Origin of the sequence: Streptomyces sp. NBC_01298, assembly GCF_035978755.1 — a bacterium.
In the GTDB taxonomy this organism is placed as follows: domain Bacteria; phylum Actinomycetota; class Actinomycetes; order Streptomycetales; family Streptomycetaceae; genus Streptomyces.
The window spans coordinates 5842384-5869159 of record NZ_CP108414.1 but is presented as its reverse complement, the minus strand read 5'-3'; the positions used below and the strand labels follow the sequence as shown (position 1 = coordinate 5869159).

25 protein-coding genes and 1 tRNA gene are annotated in these 26776 nt (G+C 72.3%); 16 read left to right on the top strand and 10 right to left on the bottom strand.

Going from position 1 to position 26776, the window contains the following annotated elements:
• Positions 1-13: 13 nt before the first annotated feature.
• The 5 genes from OG730_RS26690 to OG730_RS26670 all read left to right on the top strand — a co-directional run bounded on the left by OG730_RS26690 (position 14) and on the right by OG730_RS26670 (position 6612).
• Positions 14-2161, top strand: a complete 2148-nt coding sequence (locus OG730_RS26690; protein ID WP_327306607.1) for an ATP-binding protein — start codon at positions 14-16, stop codon at positions 2159-2161.
• Positions 2158-3090 (top strand): hydroxymethylglutaryl-CoA lyase, encoded by a 933-nt coding sequence (locus OG730_RS26685; RefSeq protein ID WP_327306606.1) that lies wholly within the window; start codon positions 2158-2160, stop codon positions 3088-3090. Before OG730_RS26690 ends, OG730_RS26685 begins: the two co-directional genes overlap by 4 nt.
• Positions 3091-3098: 8 nt before the next feature.
• Complete coding sequence (locus OG730_RS26680) at positions 3099-4259, top strand: acyl-CoA dehydrogenase family protein (RefSeq protein WP_327306605.1); 1161 nt, start codon at positions 3099-3101, stop codon at positions 4257-4259.
• Positions 4260-4384: 125 nt separating this feature from the next.
• The gene (locus OG730_RS26675) at positions 4385-5425 is read left to right on the top strand and encodes an ABC transporter substrate-binding protein (RefSeq protein ID WP_327306604.1); all 1041 of its coding nucleotides are present in this window, start codon (positions 4385-4387) and stop codon (positions 5423-5425) included.
• A 251-nt stretch (positions 5426-5676) separates the two neighbouring features.
• Complete coding sequence (locus OG730_RS26670) at positions 5677-6612, top strand: siderophore-interacting protein (RefSeq protein ID WP_327306603.1); 936 nt, start codon at positions 5677-5679, stop codon at positions 6610-6612.
• Positions 6613-6616: 4 nt separating this feature from the next.
• Here the strand turns inward: OG730_RS26670 and OG730_RS26665 are convergent, their stop codons facing one another.
• Positions 6617-8209 (bottom strand): beta-N-acetylhexosaminidase, encoded by a 1593-nt coding sequence (locus OG730_RS26665; RefSeq protein ID WP_327306602.1) that lies wholly within the window; start codon positions 8207-8209, stop codon positions 6617-6619.
• Between the two features lie 52 nt (positions 8210-8261).
• Between OG730_RS26665 and OG730_RS26660 the strand changes: the two genes are divergently transcribed.
• The 3 genes from OG730_RS26660 to glmS all read left to right on the top strand — a co-directional run bounded on the left by OG730_RS26660 (position 8262) and on the right by glmS (position 11487).
• The gene (locus OG730_RS26660) at positions 8262-9218 is read left to right on the top strand and encodes a DUF4429 domain-containing protein (protein ID WP_327306601.1); all 957 of its coding nucleotides are present in this window, start codon (positions 8262-8264) and stop codon (positions 9216-9218) included.
• A gap of 107 nt (positions 9219-9325) precedes the next feature.
• Positions 9326-9607: a hypothetical protein gene (locus OG730_RS26655; protein ID WP_327306600.1), complete on the top strand. Its 282-nt coding sequence runs from the start codon at positions 9326-9328 to the stop codon at positions 9605-9607.
• A gap of 62 nt (positions 9608-9669) precedes the next feature.
• Complete coding sequence (glmS, locus tag OG730_RS26650) at positions 9670-11487, top strand: glutamine--fructose-6-phosphate transaminase (isomerizing) (protein ID WP_327306599.1); 1818 nt, start codon at positions 9670-9672, stop codon at positions 11485-11487.
• 68 nt (positions 11488-11555) lie between these two features.
• Here the strand turns inward: glmS and OG730_RS26645 are convergent, their stop codons facing one another.
• Both OG730_RS26645 and OG730_RS26640 read right to left on the bottom strand, forming a co-directional pair.
• Positions 11556-12122: an acetate uptake transporter gene (locus tag OG730_RS26645; RefSeq protein WP_327306598.1), complete on the bottom strand. Its 567-nt coding sequence runs from the start codon at positions 12120-12122 to the stop codon at positions 11556-11558.
• 99 nt (positions 12123-12221) lie between these two features.
• Positions 12222-12752, bottom strand: coding sequence for a universal stress protein (locus OG730_RS26640; protein WP_214951587.1), 531 nt, complete (start codon positions 12750-12752; stop codon positions 12222-12224).
• Between the two features lie 475 nt (positions 12753-13227).
• On the opposite strand from OG730_RS26640, the gene OG730_RS26635 reads away from it, so the two are divergent.
• The 4 genes from OG730_RS26635 (at position 13228) to OG730_RS26620 (ending at position 15958) form a co-directional block, all read left to right on the top strand.
• A complete protein-coding gene (locus OG730_RS26635; RefSeq protein ID WP_327306597.1) occupies positions 13228-13557 on the top strand; it encodes a hypothetical protein in 330 nt (109 codons plus the stop codon).
• A gap of 376 nt (positions 13558-13933) precedes the next feature.
• Complete coding sequence (locus tag OG730_RS26630; protein ID WP_250741288.1) at positions 13934-15103, top strand: helix-turn-helix domain-containing protein; 1170 nt, start codon at positions 13934-13936, stop codon at positions 15101-15103.
• An 83-nt stretch (positions 15104-15186) separates the two neighbouring features.
• Positions 15187-15789, top strand: a complete 603-nt coding sequence (orn, locus tag OG730_RS26625) for an oligoribonuclease (RefSeq protein WP_266877785.1) — start codon at positions 15187-15189, stop codon at positions 15787-15789.
• 96 nt (positions 15790-15885) lie between these two features.
• Positions 15886-15958, top strand: a tRNA-His gene (locus OG730_RS26620).
• A gap of 51 nt (positions 15959-16009) precedes the next feature.
• On the opposite strand, the gene OG730_RS26615 is transcribed toward OG730_RS26620, so the two are convergent.
• Both OG730_RS26615 and OG730_RS26610 read right to left on the bottom strand, forming a co-directional pair.
• The gene (locus OG730_RS26615) at positions 16010-17734 is read right to left on the bottom strand and encodes an FG-GAP repeat domain-containing protein (RefSeq protein ID WP_327306596.1); all 1725 of its coding nucleotides are present in this window, start codon (positions 17732-17734) and stop codon (positions 16010-16012) included.
• A gap of 82 nt (positions 17735-17816) precedes the next feature.
• Positions 17817-18722, bottom strand: a complete 906-nt coding sequence (locus OG730_RS26610) for an NAD(P)H-binding protein (protein ID WP_327306595.1) — start codon at positions 18720-18722, stop codon at positions 17817-17819.
• 102 nt (positions 18723-18824) lie between these two features.
• Between OG730_RS26610 and OG730_RS26605 the strand changes: the two genes are divergently transcribed.
• A complete protein-coding gene (locus tag OG730_RS26605) occupies positions 18825-19328 on the top strand; it encodes a MarR family winged helix-turn-helix transcriptional regulator (RefSeq protein WP_327306594.1) in 504 nt (167 codons plus the stop codon).
• Positions 19329-19476: 148 nt separating this feature from the next.
• Positions 19477-20757: an MFS transporter gene (locus OG730_RS26600; RefSeq protein ID WP_327306593.1), complete on the top strand. Its 1281-nt coding sequence runs from the start codon at positions 19477-19479 to the stop codon at positions 20755-20757.
• Between the two features lie 92 nt (positions 20758-20849).
• On the opposite strand, the gene OG730_RS26595 is transcribed toward OG730_RS26600, so the two are convergent.
• From OG730_RS26595 to OG730_RS26575, 5 genes are all read right to left on the bottom strand, one after another.
• Positions 20850-21524, bottom strand: coding sequence for an NADPH-dependent F420 reductase (locus OG730_RS26595; RefSeq protein WP_327306592.1), 675 nt, complete (start codon positions 21522-21524; stop codon positions 20850-20852).
• Between the two features lie 119 nt (positions 21525-21643).
• Positions 21644-22285, bottom strand: coding sequence for a disulfide bond formation protein B (locus OG730_RS26590; protein ID WP_327306591.1), 642 nt, complete (start codon positions 22283-22285; stop codon positions 21644-21646).
• Between the two features lie 11 nt (positions 22286-22296).
• Positions 22297-22461, bottom strand: a complete 165-nt coding sequence (locus OG730_RS26585; RefSeq protein ID WP_327306590.1) for a DUF5993 family protein — start codon at positions 22459-22461, stop codon at positions 22297-22299.
• Positions 22462-22529: 68 nt separating this feature from the next.
• The gene (locus OG730_RS26580) at positions 22530-23903 is read right to left on the bottom strand and encodes a sensor histidine kinase (protein ID WP_327306589.1); all 1374 of its coding nucleotides are present in this window, start codon (positions 23901-23903) and stop codon (positions 22530-22532) included.
• Positions 23904-23913: 10 nt separating this feature from the next.
• Complete coding sequence (locus OG730_RS26575) at positions 23914-24600, bottom strand: response regulator transcription factor (RefSeq protein ID WP_327306588.1); 687 nt, start codon at positions 24598-24600, stop codon at positions 23914-23916.
• A gap of 79 nt (positions 24601-24679) precedes the next feature.
• On the opposite strand from OG730_RS26575, the gene OG730_RS26570 reads away from it, so the two are divergent.
• Positions 24680-25222 carry a hypothetical protein gene (locus tag OG730_RS26570; RefSeq protein ID WP_327306587.1) on the top strand — a complete coding sequence of 181 codons (543 nt, stop codon included), beginning with the start codon at positions 24680-24682 and terminating at the stop codon, positions 25220-25222.
• A gap of 57 nt (positions 25223-25279) precedes the next feature.
• Positions 25280-26773 (top strand): class I adenylate-forming enzyme family protein, encoded by a 1494-nt coding sequence (locus tag OG730_RS26565; protein WP_327306586.1) that lies wholly within the window; start codon positions 25280-25282, stop codon positions 26771-26773.
• The last annotated feature ends 3 nt before the right edge of the window (positions 26774-26776 follow it).

The following is a 26776-nucleotide window of genomic DNA, read 5'->3' as shown; positions in this document are numbered from 1 at the left end:
GAGGACCTCACTGATGTTCAGCACTGTTCTGGTCGCCAACCGGGGCGAGATCGCGGTCCGCGTCATCCGCACGCTGCGGGAGCTCGGCATCCGTTCCGTGGCCGTCTTCAGCGACGCCGACGCGGACGCCCGGCACGTACGGGAGGCCGACACGGCCGTGCGGATCGGCCCGGCGGCGGCCTCGATGAGCTACCTGTCGGTGGAGCGGCTGCTCGACGCGGCGCGCCGCACGGGCGCCGAGGCAGTCCACCCCGGGTACGGCTTCCTCGCGGAGAACGCCGCCTTCGCCGCCGCCTGCGCGGACGCGGGCCTGGCCTTCATCGGGCCGCCGGCCTCGGCGATCTCCCTGATGGGCGACAAGATCCGCGCCAAGGAGACCGTGAAGGCGGCGGGCGTGCCCGTGGTGCCCGGTTCCTCGGGCAGCGGTCTGTCCGACGCCGCGCTGGTGGCCGCCGCCGAGGAGATCGGCATGCCGGTCCTGCTGAAGCCCTCGGCGGGCGGCGGCGGCAAGGGCATGCGGCTCGTACGGGACTCCGGGCTGCTCGGCGAGGAGATCGCGGCGGCCCGGCGCGAGGCGAAGTCCTCCTTCGGCGACGACACCCTGCTCGTGGAGCGGTGGGTGGACCGGCCCCGGCACATCGAGATCCAGGTCCTGGCGGACGCCCACGGGAACGTGGTCCACCTCGGGGAGCGCGAGTGCTCCCTCCAGCGGCGCCACCAGAAGGTGATCGAGGAGGCCCCGTCGGTCCTGCTGACGCCGGAGCTGCGGGCCTCGATGGGCGCGGCGGCGGTGGAGGCGGCGCGGTCCTGCGGGTACGTCGGCGCGGGCACGGTGGAGTTCATCGTCCCGGGCGGGGACCCCTCCTCGTACTTCTTCATGGAGATGAACACCCGGCTCCAGGTGGAGCACCCGGTCACCGAGCTCGTCACCGGACTGGACCTGGTGGAGCAGCAGCTCCGGGTCGCGGCGGGCGCGGAGCTCGGCTTCGGCCAGTCGGAGGTCACCCTCACCGGCCACGCCATCGAGGCCCGCGTCTGCGCGGAGGACCCGGCGCGGGGCTTCCTGCCCTCCGGCGGCATGGTGCTGGCCCTGTCGGAGCCGTCCGGCGGCTCCGTCCGTACCGACTCCGGCCTCGCGGCGGGGGTGGACACCGGGTCGACGTACGACCCGATGCTGTCGAAGGTCATCGCCTACGGTCCCGACCGGGCGGCGGCCCTGCGGGTGCTGCGGGGTGCCCTGGCGGACACGGTGATCCTGGGTGTGCAGACGAACACGGGCTTCCTGCGGAGGCTGCTCGCGCACCCGGATGTGGTGTCGGGCGACTTGGACACCGGACTGGTGGAGCGGGACCTGGCCGACCTCCTCCCCGAGGGGGTGCCGGCGGAGGTGTACGCGGCTGCGGCCCTGCTCTCTGTCCCCCACCCCGCCCCTTCCCGAAACCGGGCTCTGCCCGGACCCGCGCCTCAAACGCCGGCGAGGCTGGATGAGGCCGGCGCGTCCGGCTCGGCGAAGCCGGGCTGGGTCGACCCGTTCGACTCCGCCAACGGCTGGCGCCTCGGCGGGACCCCCGCCTGGACGGTCCATCACTTCCGCCTCCCGGGCCAGGACCCGGTAACGGTCCGCACCCGCCCCGTCGGAACGGGCCCGGACACGGAGCTCCTGCTCGACAGCGGCGCCGAGCCACATCCAGCCCCGCCGGCGTTTGAGGCGCGGGGTCTGGGGCGGAGCCCCAGCACCCCGGCCCGGGGCCGGATCGTGCACCGCACCCCCGACCACCTCACGGTCGAACTCGAAGGCGTTACGCACCGCTTCGCCTACGCCCGCTCCCCCGAAGGGACCTGGCTCGGCCGCGACGGCGACTCCTGGCACGTCCAGGCGCATGACCCGGTCGAGGCCAACCTCCGCGGCGCGGGACGCGGCGGCGCCGATACCCTCGCCGCCCCCATGCCCGGCACCGTCACGGTGGTCAAGGTGACCGTGGGCGAGAAGGTGGCCGCCGGTCAGAGCCTGCTCGTCGTCGAGGCCATGAAGATGGAGCACGTCATCTCCGCCCCGCACGCCGGCACCGTCACCGAACTCGACGTCACCCCGGGTACCACGGTCGCCATGGACCAGGTCCTGGCCGTGGTCACCCCCGACGAGGAGGAGAAGGCCGAATGAACGGGCTTCCGATGAGCTTCCCGGACGAGGGCCTCCCGGCCCGGGTCCGCATCCACGAGGTCGGCGCGCGCGACGGGTTGCAGAACGAGAAGACGGCCGTCCCGACCCACGTGAAGGCCGAGTTCGTGCACCGGCTGGCCGCCGCCGGGCTCACCACCATCGAGGCCACCAGCTTCGTGCACCCCCGGTGGGTCCCCCAGCTGGCCGACGCCGAGGAACTGTTCCCGCTCCTCGCCGACGTGAAGGCCGCGCTGCCGGTCCTCGTCCCCAACGACCGCGGCCTCGACCGCGCGCTCGCGCTCGGGGCCACCCGGATCGCCGTGTTCGGTTCGGCCAGCGAGACCTTCGCCTCCCGCAACCTCAACCGCACGGTTGCCGGGTCCCTCGAGATGTTCGAGCCGGTCGTGGCCCGCGCCAAGGAGCACGAGGCGCACGTCCGCGGCTACCTCTCGATGTGCTTCGGCGACCCCTGGGAGGGCCCGGTCCCGCTCCACCAGGTGGTGGGCGTCGCCAAGGCCCTCCTGGACCTCGGCTGTGACGAGCTGAGCCTCGGCGACACCATCGGCGTCGCCACCCCGGGACACGTGCGGGCCCTGCTCTCCGCGCTCAACGAGGAGGGCGTGGGCACCGACCGGATCGGCGTGCACTTCCACGACACCTACGGCCAGGCCCTGTCCAACACCCTCGCCGCGCTCCAGCACGGCGTGACCACCGTCGACGCGTCCGCGGGCGGCCTCGGCGGATGCCCGTACGCCAAGAGCGCGACCGGCAATCTCGCGACCGAGGACCTCGTCTGGATGCTCGACGGCCTCGGCATCGAGACCGGGGTCGATCTGGCCGCCCTCACCGCCACGAGCGTGTGGATGGCCGAGCAGTTGGGGCGACCCAGCCCCTCCCGTACCGTCCGCGCCCTCTCCCACAAGGAGTAACGAAGACCATGGCCCTCGACCACCGGCTCACCCCCGAGCACGAGGAACTCCGCCGCACCGTAGAGGCGTTCGCGCACGATGTGGTGGCGCCCAAGATCGGCGATCTGTACGAGCGGCACGAGTTCCCGTACGAGATCGTCCGCGAGATGGGCCGCATGGGCCTGTTCGGCCTGCCCTTCCCGGAGGAGTACGGCGGCATGGGCGGCGACTACCTCGCCCTCGGCATCGCCCTCGAGGAGCTGGCCCGCGTCGACTCCTCGGTCGCCATCACCCTGGAGGCCGGCGTCTCGCTCGGCGCGATGCCCCTGTACCTCTTCGGCACCGAGGAGCAGAAGCGGGAGTGGCTGCCGCGGATGTGCTCCGGCGAGATCCTCGGCGCCTTCGGCCTGACCGAGCCCGGCGCGGGCAGCGACGCGGGCGGCACCCGCACGACCGCCGTCCGGGACGGCGACGAGTGGGTGATCAACGGCTCCAAGTGCTTCATCACCAACTCCGGTACGGACATCACCGGTCTGGTCACCGTCACCGCCGTGACGGGCCGCAAGGCAGACGGCCGCCCGGAGATCTCCTCGATCATCGTCCCGTCCGGCACCCCCGGCTTCACGGTGGCCGCCCCCTACTCCAAGGTCGGCTGGAACTCCTCGGACACCCGTGAGCTGTCCTTCGACGGCGTACGGGTCCCCCTCGCCAACCTGGTCGGCCAGGAGGGCCGCGGCTACGCCCAGTTCCTGCGGATCCTCGACGAGGGCCGCGTGGCCATCTCGGCGCTCGCGACGGGCCTGGCGCAGGGCTGCGTGGACGAGTCGGTGAAGTACGCCAAGGAGCGGCACGCCTTCGGCAAGGCGATCGGCGACAACCAGGCCATCCAGTTCAAGCTGGCGGACATGGAGATGCGCGCCCACATGGCCCGGATCGGCTGGCGCGACGCGGCCTCCCGGCTGGTGGCCGGGGAGCCGTTCAAGAAGGAGGCGGCCATCGCGAAGCTGTACTCCTCGACGGTGGCGGTCGACAACGCGCGCGACGCCACGCAGATCCACGGCGGCTACGGGTTCATGAACGAGTACCCGGTGGCCCGCATGTGGCGCGACTCCAAGATCCTTGAGATCGGCGAGGGCACGAGCGAGGTGCAGCGCATGCTGATCGCCCGTGAGCTGGGGCTTTCCTCCTAGCGGCAGTCGGCGGTGCGGTACGGGGCCCTCCAGGCGGAGGGCCCTTTATCGTTTCCAGCAAAGGTTAGGCTAACCTTCCTATCGAACGCCCGAGCCACCCAGTACGCACGAAAGTGGACATCCCCATGCCCAAGTCCCGCTCCTCCCTCCTCACCCGCCGCGGCCTCATCGCGGCAGGCGGCGCCCTCGGCCTCGTGGCCGCGCTCACCGCCTGCGGCGGCAGCGACTCCGCGAAGGACGGTTCGGGCGACAAGGGCACGGGCGCCGCGGCCTCGGGGCCCTGGAGCTTCAAGGACGACATGGGCAAGGACGTCACCACCAAGTCCACGCCGAAGAACATCGTCGCCTTCACCGGCACCGCCGCCGCGCTCCACGACTACGGGGTCGAGGTCAAGGGCGTGTTCGGCCCGACGAAGACCGCCGACGGCAAGGCCGACGTACAGGCCGGGTCGATGGACATCTCCAAGGTCGAGATCCTCGGCAACGTCTACGACGAGTTCAACGTCGAGAAGTACGCGGCCCTCCAGCCCGACCTCCTGGTGACCAACACCTGGGAGCCCGGCAGCTACTGGTACCTGCCGGAAGCCTCCAAGGACAAGATCCTGAAGCTGGCCCCGGCCGCCGCGATCGGCGTCGGCGGCGACGTCACCATGGACAAGGCCCTGGCCCGCACCGCGGACCTCGCGAAGTCCCTCGGCGCCGACCTGAACGCCAAGAAGACCGTGGACGCCAAGGCCCGCTTCGAGGCCGCCTCCGCGAAGCTCCGCGAGGCCACCAAGGCGAACCCCGGCATCAAGGTGCTCGTCGGTTCCGGCGCCGCCGACCTGTTCTACGTCTCCACCCCGGCCACCTCCGCCGACCTGAAGTACTTCCAGTCGCTCGGCGTCGAGTTCATCACCCCGGACAAGGTCGAGGGCGGCTTCTTCGAGAGCCTCAGCTGGGAGAACGCCGGCAAGTACAAGGCCGACGTCGTCCTCCTCGACAACCGCACCGGCACCCTCCAGCCGCAGGAGCTGAAGGCGAAGCCGACCTGGGCCGAGATGCCGGCCGTCAAGGCCGGCCAGATCACCCCGCGCGTGACGGAGCCGATCTACTCCTACGAGAAGTGCGCGCAGATCGTCGAAGAGCTCACCAAGGCCATCCAGGGCGCCAAGAAGGTCAGCTGACCCCCAGGTCGTCTCTTTCGGATCTTGCCGGGCCCGCGACGCCCGGCCCCGGCAGTCCGGCCCCGACAGACCGGCCCCGGCAGACCGGCCCCGGCAGACCGGCCCCGGCAGACCGGCCCCGGCAGTCCGGCCCCGACGCCCCACCCGGGCGCCGGGGCCTTCTGCCGCATCCCGCGCACCAACGGGCCGCATCGCCCCGCTGCCGTACCGGCCGCCCGGCCCGCCACCGACCCGACTCCCAGGGGGACCGCATGACCGCCACCGCCCCGGACGCCGCACCCGAAGGCGCCGGAATCGCCGAAATCGCCGATGCCACCCCGCACTTCCGGTTCTTCGCACTGGAAGTGCTCCGCACGCGCCGCCTCGGCCGCTCCTTCCTGCGGATCACCTTCGGCGGCGAGTCCCTCAGCGGCTTCCGCTCGGGCGGCCACGACCAGAGCCTCTCCCTCTTCCTGCCGCCCGCCGGGCGGGAGCACACGGCGCTGCCGTCCACGGACGAGGACACCTGGTTCGCGGACTGGCGCGGGATGCCGGACGAGGAACGCCCGGTGATGCGCTCGTACACGGTCCGCGAACAGCGCCGGACCGCCGACGGCGTGGACGAGGTGGACATCGACTTCGTCCTGCACGGGGGCTCCTCCCCCGCCTCGTCCTGGGCGGGCCGCGCGGTGACCGGCCGCCGGATCCTGGCCATCGGCCCGGCCGTCGCGGAGAACAAGTCCGTACGCTTCCAGCCGCCGGCCGGCACCGACGCGTTCCTCCTCTACGCCGACGAGACCGCCCTGCCCGCGGCCGCCGCGATCCTGGACCGCCTCCCGGCCGGGATCCCGGTCAGGGCCTGGTTCGAGATCCCGCACGAGGACGACCGCCTGTACCTCCGGGCGCCCGCCGGCGCGGACATCACCTGGGTCGTACGGGACCCCGGCGCCGGCCGTGAACGCACCGACCGGGTCCTGGACGCCCTCCGGACCGCCGAACGGCCCGCCGCCGGAGCCCCGTACGCCTGGATCGCGGGCGAGTCCGCGACGATCCGGGCGGTGCGCAGGCACTTCGTCCAGGACTGCGGCATCGACCGCCGCGCGGTCCGCTTCACCGGCTACTGGCGCCTGGGCGCCACCGAGGAACAACTCCTCGCGGAGGCCTACGCGGGCCGGGCCCCGGACGAGGACCCGGCCGCGGAGCTCTAGGCCGTCAGGACCACGGCACCTCCGGTGTCCGGAGGTAGTTGATGTCCTGGGCGTCCAGGCGGGGGCCCTGGGCGGCCAGTCGCCCGCGGTACGCGGTCCAGTCGTGGGTGGCGGCCGGGGACCAGCCCAGCTCCGCGAGGCCCAGGACGCGCGGGAAGGCCATCAGCTCCCAGTCCCCCCGCGTCGCGATGGTCTCCGTCCAGAGCGGGGCCTCCACCCCGAGGACCGCGGACTCCGGGAGGCCCGGCAGGTAGGCCCCCGGGTCCCAGTCGTAGGCGCGGCGGACCGGTACGTACCCGGCCCAGGCCAGGCCCGGCTTCGTGTCCTTGTCGTACTTCATGTCCAGGTAGAGCCGGTCCGCCGGGGACAGGATCACCGGGCTGCCCGCCTTGGCCGCCGCGGCCACCGCCGCCTTCTCGGCCGCCGCCGTGCGGTCGTGTCCCCAGTACTGGAGCACCGCCCCCGGGGCCGGCCGGGCCGTCGCGAGCTGGTGCCAGGCCACCACCGTCTTGCCGTGCTTCGCCACCACCGCCTGGGCCCGGTCCATGAAGGCCGCGTAGTCCGCCGCGGGCGTGGAGTGGGCCTCGTCGCCGCCGATGTGCAGGTACTTGCCCGGGGTCAGCTCCGCGAGCTCCCCCAGCACCTGGTCGATGAACGCGTAGGTCCGCTCCTGGCCCACGCACAGCGAGCTGAAGCCGACCTTGATCCCGGTGTAGCGCTCGCGCGCCTTGCCGTCGCAGTTCAGCTCGGCGTAGGCGGCCTGCGCGGCGTTCACGTGGCCCGGCATGTCGATCTCGGGGACCACGTCCACGTACCGCTCGGAGGCGTACGCCACCAGGTCCCGGTACTCGTCCTTCGTCCAGTGCCCGCCGGGCCCGCCGCCGACCTCGCTCCCGCCCCCGTACTCCGCCAGCCGCGGCCAGGAGTCGATCGCGATGCGCCAGCCCTGGTCGTCGGTCAGGTGCAGGTGCAGGGTGTTGACCTTGTACTGCGCGAGCTGGTCGACGTACCTCTTGACCTGCTCCACCGTGAAGAAGTGGCGGGCCACGTCCACCATGGCACCGCGGTACGCGAAGCGCGGCGCGTCGGTGACCGTGCCGCCGGGCACCGTTCCCGGGCCGGACACCGGCAGGAGCTGGCGCAGCGTCTGGCCGGCGTGGAAGAGGCCCGCCGGCGTGCGGGCGGTGAGGGTGACCCCGCCGGGCCCGGACTCCAGCCGGTAGCCCTCCTCCCCCGCCCCCTCGGCGCCCTCGTCGATCCGCAGCCGGATCCCGTCTCCCTCCGCGCCGTCGACCACGGGCAGCGGCAGCCCGCTGGGGCCGCGGAGCTGCTCGGCGAGGAGTTCGCCGACCTTGCGGACCTCCTCGTCGCCGGTCAGGCCGGTACGGATGACCGTGCCCGGGCCGAAGGCGTACCCCGGACCCTTGGCCCGTGCGGAGACGGGCGCCGGGAGGAGCCGTTGGTAGGGCGCGAGCGCGACGGGGGGCTCGTCGCCCGGCCGGGCGTCGTCCCCCCTGGCGGCGCTGGAGCAGGAAGCGGCCGCGGGGACGGCGGCGAGGACCAGGAGGGCGGCGAGCACGCGTCGCGGGACTCTCATGCGCATAGGTATAGGCCAACCGGGCTCGTGGGGCCGATGCAAGAATCCAAGGATGGCGGAAATCATCCAGAAGGACGGCACATGGACCTTCGACGGGGACGCGGTGCGCATCGTGCCGGGCCGCGACAAGGGGGTCGGACCGCTGCGCCAGACGCTGGGCGAGGTACTCGTCCCGCTGCGCGCGCTGGCCGGCATCTCCTACGAACCGGGGCGCAAAGCGGGCCGGCTGCGCCTGCGGCTGCGAGACGGCGCCGACCCGCTGCTCCAGGTGACGGGCGGCCGGCTGCCGGAGGCCTCCGACCCGTACCGGCTGACGGTGGAGCCGGACCGCGGCGGGGTGGCGGAGTACTTCGTGGACGAGGTCCGGGGCGCCCTCCTGCTGGACCAGGTGGACGGCGGCCCCGCCGATTCCTACCTCCTGCCGGGTCCCTCCGTGCCGATCACGGTCGGCGCGGGCGACGGGACGGTGGCCTTCGACGGGGACCGGGTGGCCCTGGAATGGAACTGGACGACGGAGGAGGCCAAACGCTCCGGCGGCCCCCGGGAGTTCAGGGTCGCGGACCTGCGGTCGGTGGAGTGGGCCCCGTCGCGGGGACTGGAGAACGGGTGGATCCGCTTCGCCCTGGCCGGCGCCGGCCAGAGCGCGGCGCCGAAGTACGACCCGTACACGGTGGAGCTGTTCGGCTTCAAGAAGGACCCCCTGATGGCGCTGGTCGCGGCCGCCGTGGCGGTCCGCATGCCGCACCCGGCGGCGCCCTCGCGGGCGCCCGAGCCCTCGCCCTCGCTCCCGCCCTCGCTCTCCCTCTCCTCCCCCCTCTCCCCTGCGCTCCCGCTCCCGCCCGCGCCCTCGCCGGACCCCGGTCCGGCCGTCGCGCCCGCCCCCGTCCCGGCGCAGGACCACGACGCCCTGCTGCGGCGGCTGCGCGAGCTGGGAGAGCTGCATCAGGCGGGGATCCTCACGGCCGAGGAGTTCACGACGGCGAAAGCGGCGATTTTGGGTCTTTTCTGACCCTCTAAGACCGGAATTACCCCCTCCCCTGGTCCAGACCAGCGCAATCCTGCCCGATTTCGGGCAGGATTTTTGCGTTCTTCGGCCCGTACCGCCAATATCGACGGATGCCCGACCGCCGCCCGTCGCCGTCGCACGACGACCTCGTCGACCACTTGGTGCGCAGCACCTCGCTCCAGCGGGGCGAAGCCGCCCGAGTGGTGCTCGACGTCCTCGCGTACTTCGACGAGAGCACCGAGGAGTTCGTCCGCCGGCGCCACCGTGAGCTCCAGTCCGGGGGCGCGGTCAACGCGGACATCTTCGAGCGGATCGCGGCCGAGCTGCCGCACCGCGCCGTGGCACCGCCGGAGCTCTCGCTCCGGCAACTGCGCCGCATCGTCTACGGCTGAGACACCTGCCGGGGATCCGGACAGCGGCAAGAGCAACCGAACTTCAGGAGGGGAAAGACCTTATGTGCGGAATCGTGGGTTACATCGGCAAGCGTGACGTGGCACCGCTGCTGCTGGAGGGCCTGCAGCGACTGGAGTACCGCGGCTACGACTCCGCGGGCATCGTCGTCAACAGCCCGAAGGCCGCGGCCCTGAAGGTCGTCAAGGCCAAGGGCCGCGTACGCGAGCTGGAGTCCCGGGTCCCCAAGCGCTTCGCCGGCACCACCGGCATCGCCCACACCCGCTGGGCCACCCACGGCGCCCCGAGCGACCTCAACTCCCACCCGCACCTGGACGCCGACAACAAGGTCGCCGTCGTCCACAACGGCATCGTCGACAACGCCTCCGAGCTGCGCTCCAAGCTGGAGGCCGACGGGGTCGTCTTCCTCTCGGAGACCGACACCGAGGTGCTCGTCCACCTGATCGCCCGCGCCCAGGCCGACACCCTGGAGGAGAAGGTCCGCGAGGCGCTCAAGGTCGTCGAGGGCACCTACGGCATCGCCGTGATGCACGCCGACTTCCCCGACCGCATCGTCGTGGCCCGCAACGGCTCCCCGGTCGTCCTCGGCATCGGCGAGAAGGAGATGTTCGTCGCCTCGGACATCGCCGCGCTCGTCGCCCACACCCGCCAGATCGTCACCCTCGACGACGGCGAGATGGCGACCCTGAAGGCGGATGACTTCCGGACCTACACCACCTCCGGCACGACGACCACCGCCACGCCCGAGACCGTGGAGTGGGAGGCCGCCTCCTACGACATGGGCGGCCACGACACGTACATGCACAAGGAGATCTCCGAGCAGGCCGACGCGGTCGACCGCGTCCTGCGCGGCCGGATCGACGACCGCTTCAACACCGTCCACCTGGGCGGCCTGAACCTGGACCCGCGCGAGGCGCGCGGCATCCGCCGGGTCAAGATCCTGGGCTGCGGCACCTCGTACCACGCCGGTCTGATCGGCGCGGGCCTCATCGAGAGCCTGGCCCGCATCCCCGCCGACGCCGAGCCGGCCTCGGAGTTCCGCTACCGCAACCCGGTCGTGGATCCCGACACCCTCTACATCGCGGTCTCCCAGTCCGGTGAGACGTACGACGTGCTCGCGGCCGTGCAGGAGCTCAAGCGCAAGGGCGCCCGCGTCCTCGGCGTGGTCAACGTGGTCGGCTCCGCGATCGCCCGCGCCGCCGACGGCGGCGTGTACGTGCACGCCGGCCCCGAGGTCTGCGTCGTCTCCACCAAGTGCTTCACCAACACGGTCGTGGCCTTCGCGCTGCTCGCCGTGCACCTCGGCCGCATCCGCGACCTGTCCGTCACCGACGGCAAGCGGATCATCGACGGCCTGCGCAAGCTGCCCGCGCAGATCCAGGAGATCCTGGACGGCGAGGAAGACATCAAGAAGCTGGCCGCCGAGTACGCCGAGGCCAAGTCGATGATGTTCATCGGCCGCGTCCGGGGCTACCCGGTGGCCCTGGAGGCCTCCCTGAAGCTCAAGGAGATCTCCTACATCCACGCCGAGGCCTACCCGGCCTCCGAGCTCAAGCACGGCCCGCTGGCCCTCATCGAGCCCTCGCTGCCGACGGTCGCGATCGTCCCGGACGACGACCTGCTGGAGAAGAACCGCGCGGCCCTCGAGGAGATCAAGGCCCGCAGCGGCCGGATCCTGGCGGTCGCCCACAGCAAGCAGGAGAAGGCCGACCACACGATCCTCGTGCCCAAGAACGAGGACGAGCTGGACCCGATCCTGATGGGCATCCCGCTGCAGCTGCTGGCGTACCACACCGCCCTGGCCATGGGCCGGGACATCGACAAGCCGCGCAACCTGGCGAAGTCCGTCACCGTCGAGTAGGTCGCACGCGCGAAAAGGCCCCCGGGGATCCCCGGGGGCCTTTTCGCGCGGTGCGCGTGCGGTGTGCGTCAGCTCGTGGCGACCGCTCCGCGCCGGCCCTTGCCGAGGGCCATCGGCCAGCTCGCCAGCGCCGCGGTGGCCCCGTACCAGGCCAGCAGTCCGCAGAGCGCCGCCACCCAGCCGGCCGCCTTGGCCAGCCCGTCGCTCTCGGCGAAGGTGCCTATCGCCAGGAGCAGCAGGGAGAGGGTGAACAGGCCGTACACGCCCTGACCGAACAGCCCGCCCGAGGCGGCGGCGGTGAGGGTCAGTCCCAGCATGGCGAACAGCACGAGGAACAGTCCGGCCGCGTCTGCCGAAACCTTTCCGTCGGCCCCGCCGGCCCAGATGAACCAGAAGGTGCCGATGCCCGCGAAGGCCGTGCCGTTGAAGCCGTCGCCGCCGCGGTACTCGAGGACTCCGAGGACGAACAGGGCGAGTCCGCCGAGGTACATCGCGAGCGACACGGAGTTCGCCGCGGTCACACCGTCGATGATGCCGGTGTTGCCGATCCCGAACGCGAGAAGGGTGAGACCCAGGGCGATGTGCCCGAGGGTCGAAGTCGAGGCCGTGCTTCCCGCAGAGACACCATTGTCCACGGCGGGCTCCCTTCGATCTGCAGTTGTTTGCTGCGCCCCAGCAGCCTTTATCTACCCCTTATATGGGGGTGCACAACCGCACAATCGACATACAGTCGGTTACGGGATGACAACGACCGGTCGCTGCGCCCGCTTCGCCAGCCGGCCCGCCACCGATCCGAAGATCCGGCCGACGATCCCGTGCGTGGAACCGACCACGATGGCGTCCGCCGAGTACTCCCGGCCGACCTCCTCCAGCTCGTGGCAGATGTCCCCGCCGCGCTCGACGAGGATCCACGGAACCTCGGACAGGTAGTCCGCGCAGGCCAGCTCCAGTCCCAGCACCTCGGTGCGGTGGTCCGGCACGTCCACGAAGACCGGCGGCTCGCAGCCGGCCCACACGGTGGTGGGCAGCCGGTTCGCGACGTGGACGATGATCAGACCGGAGCCGGAGCGACGGGCCATGCCGATCGCGTACGCGAGGGCGCGCTCGCTGGACGTGGATCCGTCGAAGCCCACCACGACCCCGTGCCGGAAGGCCGGGTCGCAGGGATGACGTGGTTGTTCCACCGCGCGCAGGTCGGCCGATTCGGGGTCGGCGAGGCGTTTGCGCTTACGGTCCGCGGGTTCGGAGAATTCGTGACCGGCCATGGGTGTCTCGGCGAAGAGGTCCTCAGGGGAAGGGACAAGCGGGCGGGGCGCCAATAGGCGGAAGCGACGATTCAAGCGGGACGATTCCAGAAAAAGACAACTCAGTGTGACCGAGCTCTGTCCGGGAAGCATCTTCCCAAGCCCATACCCACCAGGGTACGGCGACACTCCTGTGCTGCACAGGTCATGCCGCCCTTGGAGAGCGTCCCAGGGAGCATGCCGCAGCCACGCCTCCTTGGCAATGTCCGCTGCCCCCTACAGCCAGTGACCGGGAGCACCTCATCGGGTGTGCGCCACCCGTGCGCGCAGTGACCGAGCCGCGCCGCACGCCGTTGGGTACGAGTCCGACCGTCCAGGAAGAGCCCGCAGGGAGCACGCCGTGCCCGGTCGTCCGGTTCACCCCGTCCAGCCCGCTCAGTCGCCCGCTCAGCCGAAGCAGTCCGTCCACACGCCGCCCCCTCCCCTTCACTCGTCCGTGCAGCCCTCCCGGCGGCCCCAGGAGGACCCGGCGGGTGACGTGGTGCGCTGGGCGGCTTTCAGCTGCCTGCTCGTCCCCGTGGTCCTGGTCGTCTACGGGACCTCCTTCGGCGGGGCCGCCGTCGCCACTCTGGGCCTCGCGGCCGTCACGGCGGCCTGCCGGGTCCTGCTGCGCCACTCGGAGCAGACGGAGCGGACGGGGCGGAATGCCGCCCGGGTCCTCGCGGAGGACCGATTGACGCCCGCGCACCGGGGCCGGCACTCGCGCTCCGGGGCCGGAACCCAGCGCGGATGTCAGGTTTCCGGCGGGATGTCCCCTCACGACTGACCGATTCGCACATCCACACCCGCATGTTTTCAGCCAACTTCCCGGCAGGTCGCCCCCCTTGCCGGAATGTCCCCCCGACCCCCTCACCATCAGCGACTACGGAGCTACAAGGGGTCTTTGACCCTACGAGTACTGGCCATGGCCGGACACTGCGCTTTCCACCCGGGTAGCGGAGTGGAAGGCTTCCTGATCGAATGCTTTTCGCCAAGTTGCCAAGTCGACATAGCGCTGCGTGCTGAACTTGTCACGCCGACACCACGGGACGCAGTAGATTCGATCATGTATTTACGGCGGGGGAGCCACGTGCAAGGCCGAGGGGATACGTGCAGGTGCGACCAGACCAAGGAGTCGCGACACCCAAGGGGGGCTTAGCGCCATGAGCCAGGATTCCACCGCCGTCGTCGTAGACGGCAGGAAGCTCGCGGGGCGTCGCCGCAGGGAGATCGTCGCGGTGCTGCTCTTCAGCGGCGGACCGATCTTCGAGAGCTCCATTCCACTTTCCGTGTTCGGCATTGACCGGCAGGACGCGGGAGTTCCACGCTACCGACTGCTCGTGTGCGCCGGTGAGGACGGTCCGCTGCGGACCACCGGCGGACTCGAACTGACCGCGCCATACGGGTTGGAGGCGATCGCCCGGGCAGGCACGGTCGTCGTTCCCGCGTGGCGTTCCATCACCTCGCCTCCGCCGCCGGAGGCGCTCGACGCGCTGCGTCTGGCGCACGAGGAGGGGGCCCGGATCGTCGGACTGTGCACGGGTGCGTTCGTGCTCGCCGCCGCCGGCCTGCTGGACGGCCGGCCCGCGACGACGCACTGGATGTACGCGCCGACGCTGGCCAAGCGCTACCCGTCCGTCCACGTCGATCCGCGCGAGCTGTTCGTCGACGACGGCGACGTGCTGACGTCCGCGGGCACCGCGGCCGGAATCGACCTGTGCCTGCACATCGTGCGCACGGACCACGGCAGCGAGGCGGCGGGCGCACTGGCCCGCAGGCTCGTCGTCCCGCCGCGCCGCACGGGTGGCCAGGAACGCTACCTCGACCGGTCGCTGCCGGAGGAGATCGGCGCCGACCCGCTGGCCGAGGTCGTCGCCTGGGCACTGGAACACCTCCACGAGCAGTTCGACGTGGAGACGCTGGCGGCGCGCGCCTACATGAGCAGGCGCACCTTCGACCGGCGGTTCCGCTCGCTCACCGGCAGTGCGCCGCTCCAGTGGCTGATCACCCAGCGGGTGCTTCAGGCGCAGCGGCTGCTGGAGACCTCCGACTACTCGGTCGACGAGGTCGCCGGACGCTGCGGGTTCCGCTCGCCGGTCGCCCTGCGCGGTCACTTCCGCCGCCAGCTGGGGTCCTCCCCGGCGGCCTACCGCTCCGCCTACCGGGCCCGTCGCCCGCAGGCGGACGTGGTCCAGGTGGCACAGCTGTCGGAGTCGCCGGTGCCGCACCAGCGCACTCCGCAGCCGCAGCGGGCCGCGGCGGCACTGGCCGCGGCCGGTCCCACGGTGACGGAGCTGTACGCCCCGGGCCGGGTGCTGCGCGAGCACGCGTAACGAGGTCCAAGGAAAGGTCCCCCGCACCAGTGGTCACCTCGGTGGTCACCGATGCGGGGGACCTTCCGCATAAGGTGGGGCGCATGAACGATCGCATGGTGTGGATCGACTGCGAGATGACCGGGCTCTCGTTGACGGACGACGCACTTATCGAGGTGGCCGCACTGGTCACCGACTCGGAGCTCAACGTGCTCGGCGAAGGCGTGGACATTGTGATCCGCCCGCCGGACGCGGCCCTGGAAACCATGCCCGACGTGGTGCGCGAGATGCACACGTCGTCCGGCCTGCTCGACGAGCTGGCCGGCGGGACCACCCTCGCGGACGCGGAGGCACAGGTCCTGGCCTACGTACGGGAACACGTGAAGGAACCCCGCAAGGCCCCGCTCTGCGGAAACACGGTCGGCACCGACCGCGGCTTCCTGCTGCGCGACATGGCCGCGCTGGAGGGGTACCTGCACTACCGGATCGTGGACGTGTCCTCGATCAAGGAGCTGGCACGCCGCTGGTACCCGCGCGCCTACTTCAACAGCCCGCCGAAGAACGGCAACCACCGGGCGCTCGCGGACATCAAGGAGTCCATCGCCGAGCTGCGCTACTACCGGGAGGCCGTCTTCGTGCCGCAGCCCGGTCCGGACTCGGACACGGCGCGCACCATCGCCGCCAAGCACGTCGTCCCCGGCGCCTAGCACCCACCGGAGCGGGGTGCGGGGAAAGGGGGGAGCGAGCACCCTCCCGGACCCTGTACCCTTTTCTTCGGCCGGTCGGTTTTCCGACCGGACATGGTGGGTGTAGCTCAGTTGGTAGAGCACCTGGTTGTGGTCCAGGTGGCCGCGGGTTCAAGTCCCGTCACTCACCCTGACGAGAAGGCCCCGGTCCGCGAAAGCGGACCGGGGCCTTCCGCGTTTCCTAGAACAGCAGGTTGTACCCGCCGAAGCCGGTGCCGACCTTCACTCCGGCCGCGTACGGCTTCGCGGCGACCCCCGTGCCCTGGTACAGCCACAGGCTGCCGGCCTTGTCGCGGGTCACCAGGTCGGCCTTGCCGTCGGACGTCAGGTCACCCGGCGCGACGATCGAGTTGAAGATCTGCCAGTTGGTGCCTATCTGCAGCTTGGTCGCGAACGGCTTCGCAGCCACCCCCGTGCCCTGGTACAGCCACAGCTTCCCGGCCTTGTCCCGGGCCACCATGTCGGGCTTGGCGTCACCGGTCAGATCGACGCCGCCCACCAGCTGGTCGTAGATGCTCCAGCCACGGCCGATCTGCACCCTGGTCTCGAACGGCCTCGAGTTCAGGCCCGTGCCCTGGTACAGCCACAGGACACCCGCGGTGTCCCGCGCCAGCAGGTCCGCCTTCTTGTCGCCGGTCACGTCGGAGACACCGACCAGCGTGTCGTAGACGTTCCAGCCGGCACCGACGCGTATCCGGTTCTTGTAGATGCCGCCGTCACCCGAGGTCGGGAGCAGCCACAGCACCCCGGCCTTGTCCCGCCCCACCGCACCCCGCCCGGTGCTCTGGACCGTGACCGGCGCCAGCCTGGTCAGCGCGGTGTACTGGTTCCAGTCGAAGGTGCCGCCGACCGGGTCGACCGGCGTGAACGGCTCGGCGACCTTGCCCGTGCTCTTGTAGTCCCACAGCTCGCCCCCGGCGTCGCGGCCCACGATCCGGTACCGCTGGGACACCGGTATCGAGCTGGAGATCGTGAAGTCCGAGGCCGTCTCCGGGTTGTCGCCCCAGCCGCCGGTGTACACCTCATAGACCGCGGTGGCGCTCAGCTTCCACGCGGGCGTGGTCGCATCGGCCGTCAGCCTGTAGGTGACCGTGTAGTCGCCGGGCTTCGCGATGTCGCAGCGGATCTCGTTGCCCCAGCCGATCTCGCCGAAGGAGTGATCGCACTCGGCACCGGCCATGCCACCCGCTTGGACACCGGTAACCGTGACCTTCAGCTCGTCCTGGTCCCACCGGCGGAAGCCCGCCGCCGGGGAGAGGCTCAACTGCAGCCTGCCCTTGTCGACCGCGTGCAACTCCACCGTCTGCATCACCGAGCCGCCCGCCGGCAGCGTCGGCGTCGACTGCGTGACGGTGTTCAGCGCGACGTGCGCCTTGCTCTTCACGGTGACCGTGGCGTGCGCCCGACGCGGGCCGATGGCCTTGGATCCCGCGGTCTGCGCCTCCTTGATGCCCGCGGTGATGCTGGCGCCGCGCGGCACGTAGACCAGGCCGTAGTAGGCCGTCACGCCGTTCGCCGTCGAACTCGGAGCCGATATCTGCGGATACGGGTTGTTCCACCCGTCCAGGTTGCACAGGTACACGCCGGCGATACCGGCCTTCGGTGCGCAGCTCTCCGTCAGGCCCACCTTCAGCCCGGCCGGCGCCCCACCCCCGGACCAGCCGGCGTCCGTGAGCGGCTTCTTGCTCACGACGTAGACGTAGGTGCCGTCCGCCTTCCCGTCGCCGTTCCCGCCGGTGCTCGACGGGGCCAGCTCGGCCCACCCCTCGCCCGGCATGAGGACCTTGTCCTCGACCGGACTGAAGTAGAACGTCGGGTCCCCGGCCGCCATGGCCGTGCCCGCACCCGCGATGCCGCCGGTGACGAGCAGCGCAACCGTGACACCCGCGCCCAAAAGCCTTCTCATGTTCCCCCCTGGGAAATCGATCAATCGGCGGACGCTAACACGTGCCTCCACCGACGGAGGCGCCCGGGGCCGGGGAAGACGGCTAAGCCCGGAAGGCGTCCGCATGGTCCGCTGACCAGGTCTCGAAGGTGCGCGGCGCATGGCCGGTGAGGTGCTGCAGATCCTCGGTGAGGCCGACCGGAAGGCCGTCCGAGGCGGCCCAGAAGTCGAGCAGGGCCTCCGCGTACGGGCCCGGTATGTAGCCGTCGGCCTCGGCCTTCCACTGCTCGCGCGAGACGGGCTCGAAGGGTATGGGGTGGCCCACGGCCTCGCCCAGTAGGGCCAGCTGGGCGGCGAAGGTCAGTGTCCGCGGCCCGGTCAGGGTGTACGCGCGACCGGCGAGCGAGGGGTCGGTCAGGACCGCGAAGGCGGCTTCGGCGAGGTCGGTCTCGTGGACCGGGTCGCTGTACGCCCCCGGGTACGGCAGGTGGACCGGGCGGCCCGATTTCAACGACCGGGCCCAGCCGAGGGCATTGCTCGCGAAGGATCCGGGGCGCAGCAGGGTGGTGCGCAGCGGGAAGGCGAGGAGGGCCCGCTCCACCGCGAGGTGGGAGGCGGCGAGGGGGCTGCCGGCGGCGTCGGGGGCGAGGACCGAGGAGGAGGAAAGGAGGACGATGTGTTCGACGCCGGCGCTCACGGCCTCCTTCACGAAGGCGTCGATGGCGGCGGCCTCGGCGTAGAGGAAGACGGAGCGGACGCCGGCGAGGGCTGCGGGGAAGGTCGCGGGATCGGTGAGGTCGCAGCGGACGGTGCCGGGCGAGTCCGGCTCGCGGGATGCGAGGCGGTGCGGGACGCCGTGGGCGGCGAGGAGGGACGAGAGACCGCGGGCGATGGAGCCGCGGCCACCGGTGACGAGGACCTCGGGCGTGTTCAGGGTGTTCGGCGCGTTCAGGGTGTTCGGCGTGTTCAGGGTGTTCGGCGTGCGGGGCGTGTTGGGCGTGTGCGACATGGCGGATTCCTGCTCTTCCTGCTCTAGAATGGATACGTGACGCAGATTCTGTGTGACGCATTCTCTGCGCCACACAGACAAATTTGGAGCACGGAGAAGCCGATGTCAACCGATTACGCTCGTTCGAGTGATGAGTGGAGCCGCGCCGAGCTGCTCGCGCGCATCGTCACCGAGAGCCAGCGGCACTACGCCGACTACTCGCTCTTCAACCAGGCCATGGCCGACCACGTAGGCCTGCACCCCACCGACATGCAGTGCGTCGCCCTCCTCGACATGGAGACCGAGCCGGTCAGCACCGGTGACATCGCCCGCCTCACCGGCCTGACCTCCGGCTCCGCCACCCGCCTCGTGGACCGCATGGTCAAGGCCGGCGTCGTCGAGCGGCACGCCGACCCGAACGACCGCCGCCGCTCCCTCGTCGCCCTCTCCCCCGCCGCCCGCGAACGGATCGGCGCCGCCTGGGAAACCCCCGGCCGCGCCTTCGGCGCCGTTCTGGCGAGCTACTCCGACTCCGAACTGGCGGTCATCGCCGACTACCTGCACCGCGCCGCCGAGGTCGGCCGCGCCCAGGCCAGGCGGCTGACCTCGGGCGACTCCGCCCCGTAGGGACCTCCCGCAGACCTCCCGCAGACCCTCCCGCAGAGGCCTCTCCAGCCCCTTCCCAACCGGCCCGCCCCGGCGTTAGCGTCCAGCCCAACGGGCAACGGCGCGCGCCGGAGAAACGGGAGGGTCGGCGTGCGGCTGGAGGTTGTCCATGCCCACGCCCGCACCCGCCGGCTTCCGCGGGGTGTTCGCCCTCGGCGGCCCCGCCCTGCCCGTCTACGGGTTCCTCGCCCGCCTGCCCGCCGCGCTGTGCCCCATCGGGACGCTGCTGCTCATCAACGAACGCGACGGCATCGGCGACGCCGGGACCATCGCCGCCGCCCTCTGGCTCGGCCAGGCCCTCGGCGGCCCGGTGATCGGCCGGCTCGCCGACCGGCGCGGCCACCGGCCCGTCCTGCTGATCGCCTGCGTCGCGAACGCCGCCGTGCTCCTCGCCCTCGTCTCCGCCGTCCTGGGCGGACTGCCGCTCGCCGCCCGCATCGCGCTCGCCGTCGCCGCCGGCCTCACGGCGGCCCAGGTCGGGCCGCTGGCCCGGGCCCGGTGGGCGCGGCTGGCCGGAGAGGACAAGGCCCTGGTCGGGGCCGCGCTCTCCTTCGACACCACCCTCGACGAGGTCGGCTTCATGGTGGGGCCCGCGCTGGCCGGGATCCTCGCGGTGACCGTCCACCCCGCCTCGGCGCTGGTCCTGGCGGCCGCCCTGGGCCTGGTGTTCGGGACGCTCTTCGCCCTGCATCCCACGGCGCCCGGCCCGATGCGGCAAGACCCCATGGGACAAGTCGGCGCCGCCGCGCGGGGCGACGTACGGCTGTGGTCTCCGGGGCTCGCGCTGCTGTTCCTCGTGGCCGTCCTCCAGGGCGCCGCCTGGAGCGGGGCCAATACCGGGGTCAACGCCCTCGCCGTGGCCGTCGGATCCCCCGGGGCCGCCGGGCTCGTATGGGCCGCCATGGCCGTGACCAGCTCGGTGGCCGGCTTCGTGACCGTGGCCCGGCCCGGGTCGGCGAGCCTGACCGTCCGGCTGCGCCGGACCATCGCCGCCCAGGCGCTGCTGACGCTTCCGCTGCTCGCCGTCTCCGGCCTGTGGGGCGCGGCCTTCGCCGTCGCCGGGATCGGACTGGCCGTCGCCCCGCACCTGATCGCGCTGTTCGGCCTCGTGGAACGAGCCGGCCCCGCGCGGCGGATGGGCGAGGCCATGACCCTGGCCGGCAGCGGGCTGATCGTCGGCCAGGCACTGGCCGCGGCCGCCTCCGGTCCGCTCGCCGCGGCCTACGGGTACCGGGCCGCCTTCGCCGTCTCCTGCGCGGCCGCGGCCGCCTCCGCGGTACTGGCGTGGGCGGCCGCCGACCGGATCCTGGGGCCGGTCGCGCGACCGGCACCGGTGCCGGGGCTCAGCCCGAACTCTTCATCGCCGCCAGCCCCTTCACGGTCTCCATGAGCTTCTTCGTCACGGCCACCCTCGGCCCGCCTCCGGGGGGCGGCAAGATCTCCGCCTCCGTCCGGGCGGGAGCCGCTCCTTCCCGGCGGGAGCTACTCCGTCCGGTTCGCGCCCTGGATGTGGAAGTTGAAGTCCGTGTGCCCCAGGGTCCCCATCAGCCGGAGCCAGACCGGCAGCAGCATCTCCGTGCCGCGCGCGCTCTCGATGCCGCCCAGGTCGATGACGCTGTGCTCGCTCCAGTCGAAGGAGTACAGGAGTTCCCGTACCGCCTTCTTCGCCCCGGCGTCCTCACCCGAGAGGAACACCGTGTGTGCGCCGGGGACCCTGCCCGGGTCAACCATGACCTGGCAGTTCATCGTGTTCAGCGTCTTGACCACGCGCAGCCCCGGGAAGGTCCGCTGGATCAGCTCGCCCAGGCTGTCGCTGTCCACCGGGTCGAGGCCGGGCGGGAACCCGCGCGAGAAGTCCAGGGGGTTCGCGATGTCGATCAGGATCTTGCCGTCCAGGTGCGCGGCGTCGGCCTCCGTCAGGGCGGCCACGCTGACCTGCCCGCCCGTGGCGTTGACGAGCACCTCGCCGAGCCGCGCCGCCTCCGCGAAGGGGGCGAGGCCCGCCGCCGGGTTGGCCCGCTGCCACGCGGCGTACTCGGCGCGGTCGAGGGTGGCCCCGGGGTTCCGGGTGCCGATGACGACCTCGTGGCCGAGGGAGAGCAACCGGGTGGCGACCGTACGGCCGACGATCCCGGTGCCGAGGACTGCGTAGCGCATGACGGCTTCCCATCGCGTACGGAAGGAAATGGGGGAGGAGAACCCGAAGAAGGGCGGACCCACTCAAGCAGGTCGGGCGGATTCCCGCGCGAGAGGCGTCGACTCCGCGCCAACCTCAGCTAGTCCAGGATCCCCACGTCGTAGAAGAACTGGTAGCGCGTCGGGTCGTCCGGCAGGAACCAGTGGAAGCCCTCTTCCAGGAAGACGGCCACGAGGTTCACGGCGATCACCAGGGACAGGAACCACAGCGCGAGCATCCCCACCGTGCGGTACGGTCCCGATTCCTGCGCCGGGACGACCCGGTCCGCGGTGGCGTGGGCGAAGGCCAGGACGATGCCGACGGCGACGACCGAGGCCTGGAAGAGGATCAACGCCCAGACGTAGAGGTGCAGGCCGAACACCTCGCTCCCGTACCCCTTGTCACCGGGCAGGATGTGCAGCGTCGTCTGCCGCCACGAGGCGAACGAGCCGGCGGTCACGGCGACCAGGGACAGGCCCCAGCCCATCATGTAGTCGCGGCCGCCGACCGCCCCGCGCGAGAGCGCCGTCCGGACGATGTGGGCCGCCCCCATGGCCGCCAGCAGCATGAACATCCGCTGCACGATGCAGAGCGGGCACGGGTACTCCCCCATCCCGAACTGGTAGAAGAGCCCGCCGCACACCACCCCCGTCCAGCCGACGGCGAAGGCGCACGCGAACCAGAACTGGACCCGGCCCAGCAGGCCGCCCTCCAGGGAAGCCTCCGGGAGGAGGCTGGACATCGCGGCCACGGTCAGTAGCTCAAGGTGAGGGCGAGGCCGCTGGTGATGTGGTGCGCCATCAGCAGGATCACGGCGAGGAGCACGAGCCACCAGGCGCCGAGCACGACGAACCTCGGGGAGTCCCGGTACATCGCGATGGAGGTGGCGAGGAGGCCGCCGAAGATGAGGGTGTCCATGGCGCGGACCGTACCGACAGGGGGACATGCCGAACGCGCGGCGCGCCCCCGCCACCCGCGCGGTTACGTCAGTTGCGCCGCCGCCTGCGCCGGCTGCGTCCGCCGCGGGCGGACTCGCCCCGCGTCCGCCCGTCCAGGGCGATCCACACCCGCACCTCGGTGCCGCCGAGCACCGAGCGCCCCAGCCGCACGTCCCCGCCCGTCGACTCCGCGACCCGCCGCACGATGTCCAGCCCCAGGCCCGTCGACCCGTCGCGGCCGCCGTCGTTGCCGCGCCGCAGGGCCGCGTCCGGATCGGCGATGCCGCCCCCCGCGTCCGAGACGAGCACGATGACCGCGTCCCCGGCGTCGTGGACGTCCACCGCGAACGGGGTGCCCTCGGGGGTGTGCCGGAACACGTTGCCCAGCATGGCGTCCAGCGCCGCGGCGAGTTCCGGCCGGGCCACGGGGATCCGTACCGTACGGTCCACCCCCGCGAGCCGCACCTCGCGGCCCTCGTCCTCCGCCAGCGCCGACCAGAACCCCATCCGGTCGCGGATCACCTCGGAGGCGTCGCAGCCGGCGCCCGGACCCTGCGCGGCGGCCGGACGCTGCTCGCGGGCGGTACGGATGATCGTGTCGACCTCCCGCTCCAGCTGCTCCACGGCCGCCCGGGTGTGCTCCGCCGCCGGGCCGTCGCCGAGGGAGGCCGCGTTGAGGCGGAGCACCGTCAGCGGGGTCCGCAGCCGGTGCGAGAGGTCGGCGGCCAGCTCCCGCTCGTTGGCCAGGAGTTCCACCACCTGGTCCGCCATCGAGTTGAACGCGACGGCCGCCGAGCGGAGTTCCTTCGGCCCGTCCTCCGGCACCCGGGCCCCCAGCCGCCCCTCGCCCAGCCGGTGCGCGGCGTCCGCGAGCCGCTCGGCGGGCCGCACCAGGCGCGCGCCGAGCCGGTCCGCGACCGCCACCGAGCCCACGACCAGGGCGAGCCCGACGCCCGCGAGGACCACCCAGGCGGTGGCGACGCCATTGCTGACCTCGCTCTCCGGCACCAGGATCTCCACCACGGCGATGTCCCCGGAGCCGAGGGCCACGGGCTGGAGCAGCGCGAAACCGCCGCCCCTCACCGGGACGGTCGCGGCCCGCCCGATCCGCCGGGTCTCGGAGACGGCGCGCTCGCCGGCCCAGCCGTCGCCGATGTCCACGCGCGGGGTGTCCCCGACGGCCGGGACGTGCACGCCCATCCGCCGGTCGGCGCCCATCTGCGTGGACTCCACGGCCTTGCGCAACTGCACCGGGTCGGTGGTGATGGACAGCGTCGGCCCGATGGTGGCGGCCTGCCGCTCGGCGTTGGAGAACGCCCGGTCGCTGGCCATCTCCTGGACGACCAGCCCGAGCGGTACGGCGAAGGCCACGACCACCATCACGGTGACCGCGAGGCACACCTTGACGAGGGCCCACCTCACAGGAGGCCCCTCACGCCGGCGGCTCCAGCTTCACCCCGACACCCCTCAAGGTGTGCAGGTAGCGCGGGCGGGCCGCGGTCTCGCCGAGCTTGCGGCGCAGCCACGACAGGTGGACGTCGATGGTCTGGTCGTCTCCGTACGACTGCTGCCAGACCTCGGCGAGCAGCTCCCGGCGGGCCACGACCACGCCCGGCCGCCCGGCCAGGAAGGCCAGCAGGTCGAACTCCCGCCGCGTGAGGTCCAGGACCGCCCCGTCCAGCTCGGCCTGCCGGCGCAGCGGGTCGATGGCCAGACCGCCGACGCGCAGGACGCGGGAGGGCGGTTCGGCGTCGGCCGCCTGGGTGCGGCGCAGGACGGCGGCCATCCGGGCGGAGAGGTGTTCCACGGAGAAGGGTTTGGTCAGGTAGTCGTCGGCGCCGTCGTTGAGCAGCCGGACGATCTCCGCCTCGTCGTCCCGGGCGGTCGCGATGATGACGGGCACGTCGGTGATCCCGCGCAGCATCTTGAGCGCCTCGGCCCCGTCCAGGTCGGGCAGTCCGAGGTCGAGGATCACCACGTCGAAGCGGTTGTGGGCGACCTCGCGCAGCGCCTCCAGGGCGGTGCCGACGCTGCGCACGGTGTGCGAGGCCTCGGTCAGGTGCCGGATGAGGGCGGAACGTACGAACTGGTCGTCCTCGACCACGAGCACACTAGCCATGGCCCGCACCGTAGCCCATTCGGGGGATGCCGAGGGGTGCCGGGCCGGGTCTGGGGCCGGTGGTGCAGTATGTCCCCCGATGCGACGAGGATCTGTCGGTAGAGCAGTCGCCCATGCGGGGGCGTGGACCCTGGCGACCGGGGCGGCGGTGACGCTGTCCTGGTGGGGCGTGCACTCGGTCATGTCCGGGACCGCCTACGATCCGCCGCTCGCGGTGCCGCTGGCCGCGCAGCCCCTGTCCTCCTCCACGCACGGGGCTCTGCCGCCGGAGCCGACGCCGTCGCCCTCCCCGTCGCCGTCCGCGTCCACGGCACCGGCCTCCCCGTCCCCCTCTCCCTCCCCTTCCGCCAAGCCCTCCGCGACGCCGACTCCCCGTTCGGGGCGTCAGGGTCCCGCGGCGGAGAACGTGAAGGCGTACAGCGTCTCGGGCGGCCGGGTCGTCTTCGGCCTCGGCTCCACCTCCGCCGAGTTGGTCTCGGCGACCCCGCTGGCCGGCTGGCGGATGCAGGTCTGGAAGCAGCCGTCCTGGATCCGCGTCACCTTCACGCGTGACGGCCGCGAGGTGTCGGTGTTCTGCACCTGGCACGACCACCCGCCGCTGGTCGAGATCGTCGACCCGTAGGACCTGCGACCCGTAGCACCCGTCTCCCGCACCGGGCCCGCCGGATACCGTGGCGCCATGAGCACCGGCGCGCGGTACGTCACCGACCTGATCGACGCCTGCGAGCGGTACGCGGACCGCCCCGCCTTCGGGTCCGGATCCTGGGTCCTGACCCACTCCGAGGTGCTGGCCTGGACGTACCGGCTGGCGGGCGCCCTGACCGACCTGGGGATCCGGCGCGGCTCCGGGCTGGCCTGCGCATCGGCGGGGAACCCGCCCGAGACCCTCCTCGTACGGCTGGCCGCGCACGTGCTGGGCGCCCGGCTGACCCACGTGTGCGTCGGCCCCACCACCCACGGACTCAACCACCTGCTACGGGACTGCGAGCCCGCCCTGGTGGTCCACGACATCCCGGTGCCGCCGGGCCCGGGGGCCCGCATCGGCCTGGCCGCCCTGCTGGAGCTGGCCGCCGCCCGGGAGGCCCTGCCCGTCGCGGTGGCGGCGCGCGGCGAGGACGTGGCCCGGGTGACCTACACGGGCGGTACGACGGGCCGGCCGAAGGGGGTGGCCTCGACCTTCGCCGCCATGGCGGCCCGCACGGCCACCCGCACCGAAGCTCCCGACGCCGCGCCCCTCACGTTCGTGTCGACCGACTCCCTCTCCCAGCGCTCCGGCGGCCGCTGCCTGGAGCAGCTGCGGGTCGGCGGCCGCTCCGAGATCCTGCACCCCTTCGGCACGCGGGAGTTCGCCGAGGCCTGCCGGCGGCTCGGGCCCGCGTCCACGTACCTGACGCCGTCGATGCTGTACCGGCTGCTCGACGACCCGGAGACCGCCGACGGCGTGCCCGGCCTGGTGCGCGTCTCCTACGGCGACTCCCCCGTCCACCCGGAGCGGCTGCGGCGGGCGCTGACCCGGTGGGGTCCGGGGGTGCGCTGGACCCAGGGCTACGGGATGAACGAGGCCGGGGTGCTCAGCCGGCTCTCCCCGGCGGACCACGACGCGGCGGCCGCCGACCGCCCCCACCTGCTGGGTTCCGTGGGCCGTCCGGCGCCCGACGTGGAGGTCGAGGTACGGGGCTCCGCGCCCGGGGCCAGCGGGGAGATCTGGGTGCGCTCCCCGATGGTGATGGCCGGCTACCGCAACCAGCCCGCCCTGACCGCCGAGGTCCTGCGCGACGGCTGGCTGCGCACGGGAGACGTCGGGCACGTAGACGCCGACGGGTACCTGTACCTCGACGACCGGGTCAAGGACGTGGTGATGGTGCACGGGGCGAACATCTACTGCGGCCCGATCGAGACGGCCCTGACCCGCCACCCCGCCGTGGCCCGGGCGGCCGTCGTGGGGCGGACGGACCCGCTCACCGGGGAGGCGGTCTGCGCCTTCCTCGTCGCGGCCCCCGGCCACGCCCCGACGGCCGCGGCGGCGGACGGGGCGTGCGCGCTGGTCGCGGCGGAGCTGGCCCCGGGGCAGCGGCCGGCGGCGGTGTTCTGGTTGCCGGCGCTCCCCCTGACGGACCGCGGCAAGCCGGACAAGCGCCGCCTGCGCGAGCTCGCGGCGGCTTCACAGAACTAGCCG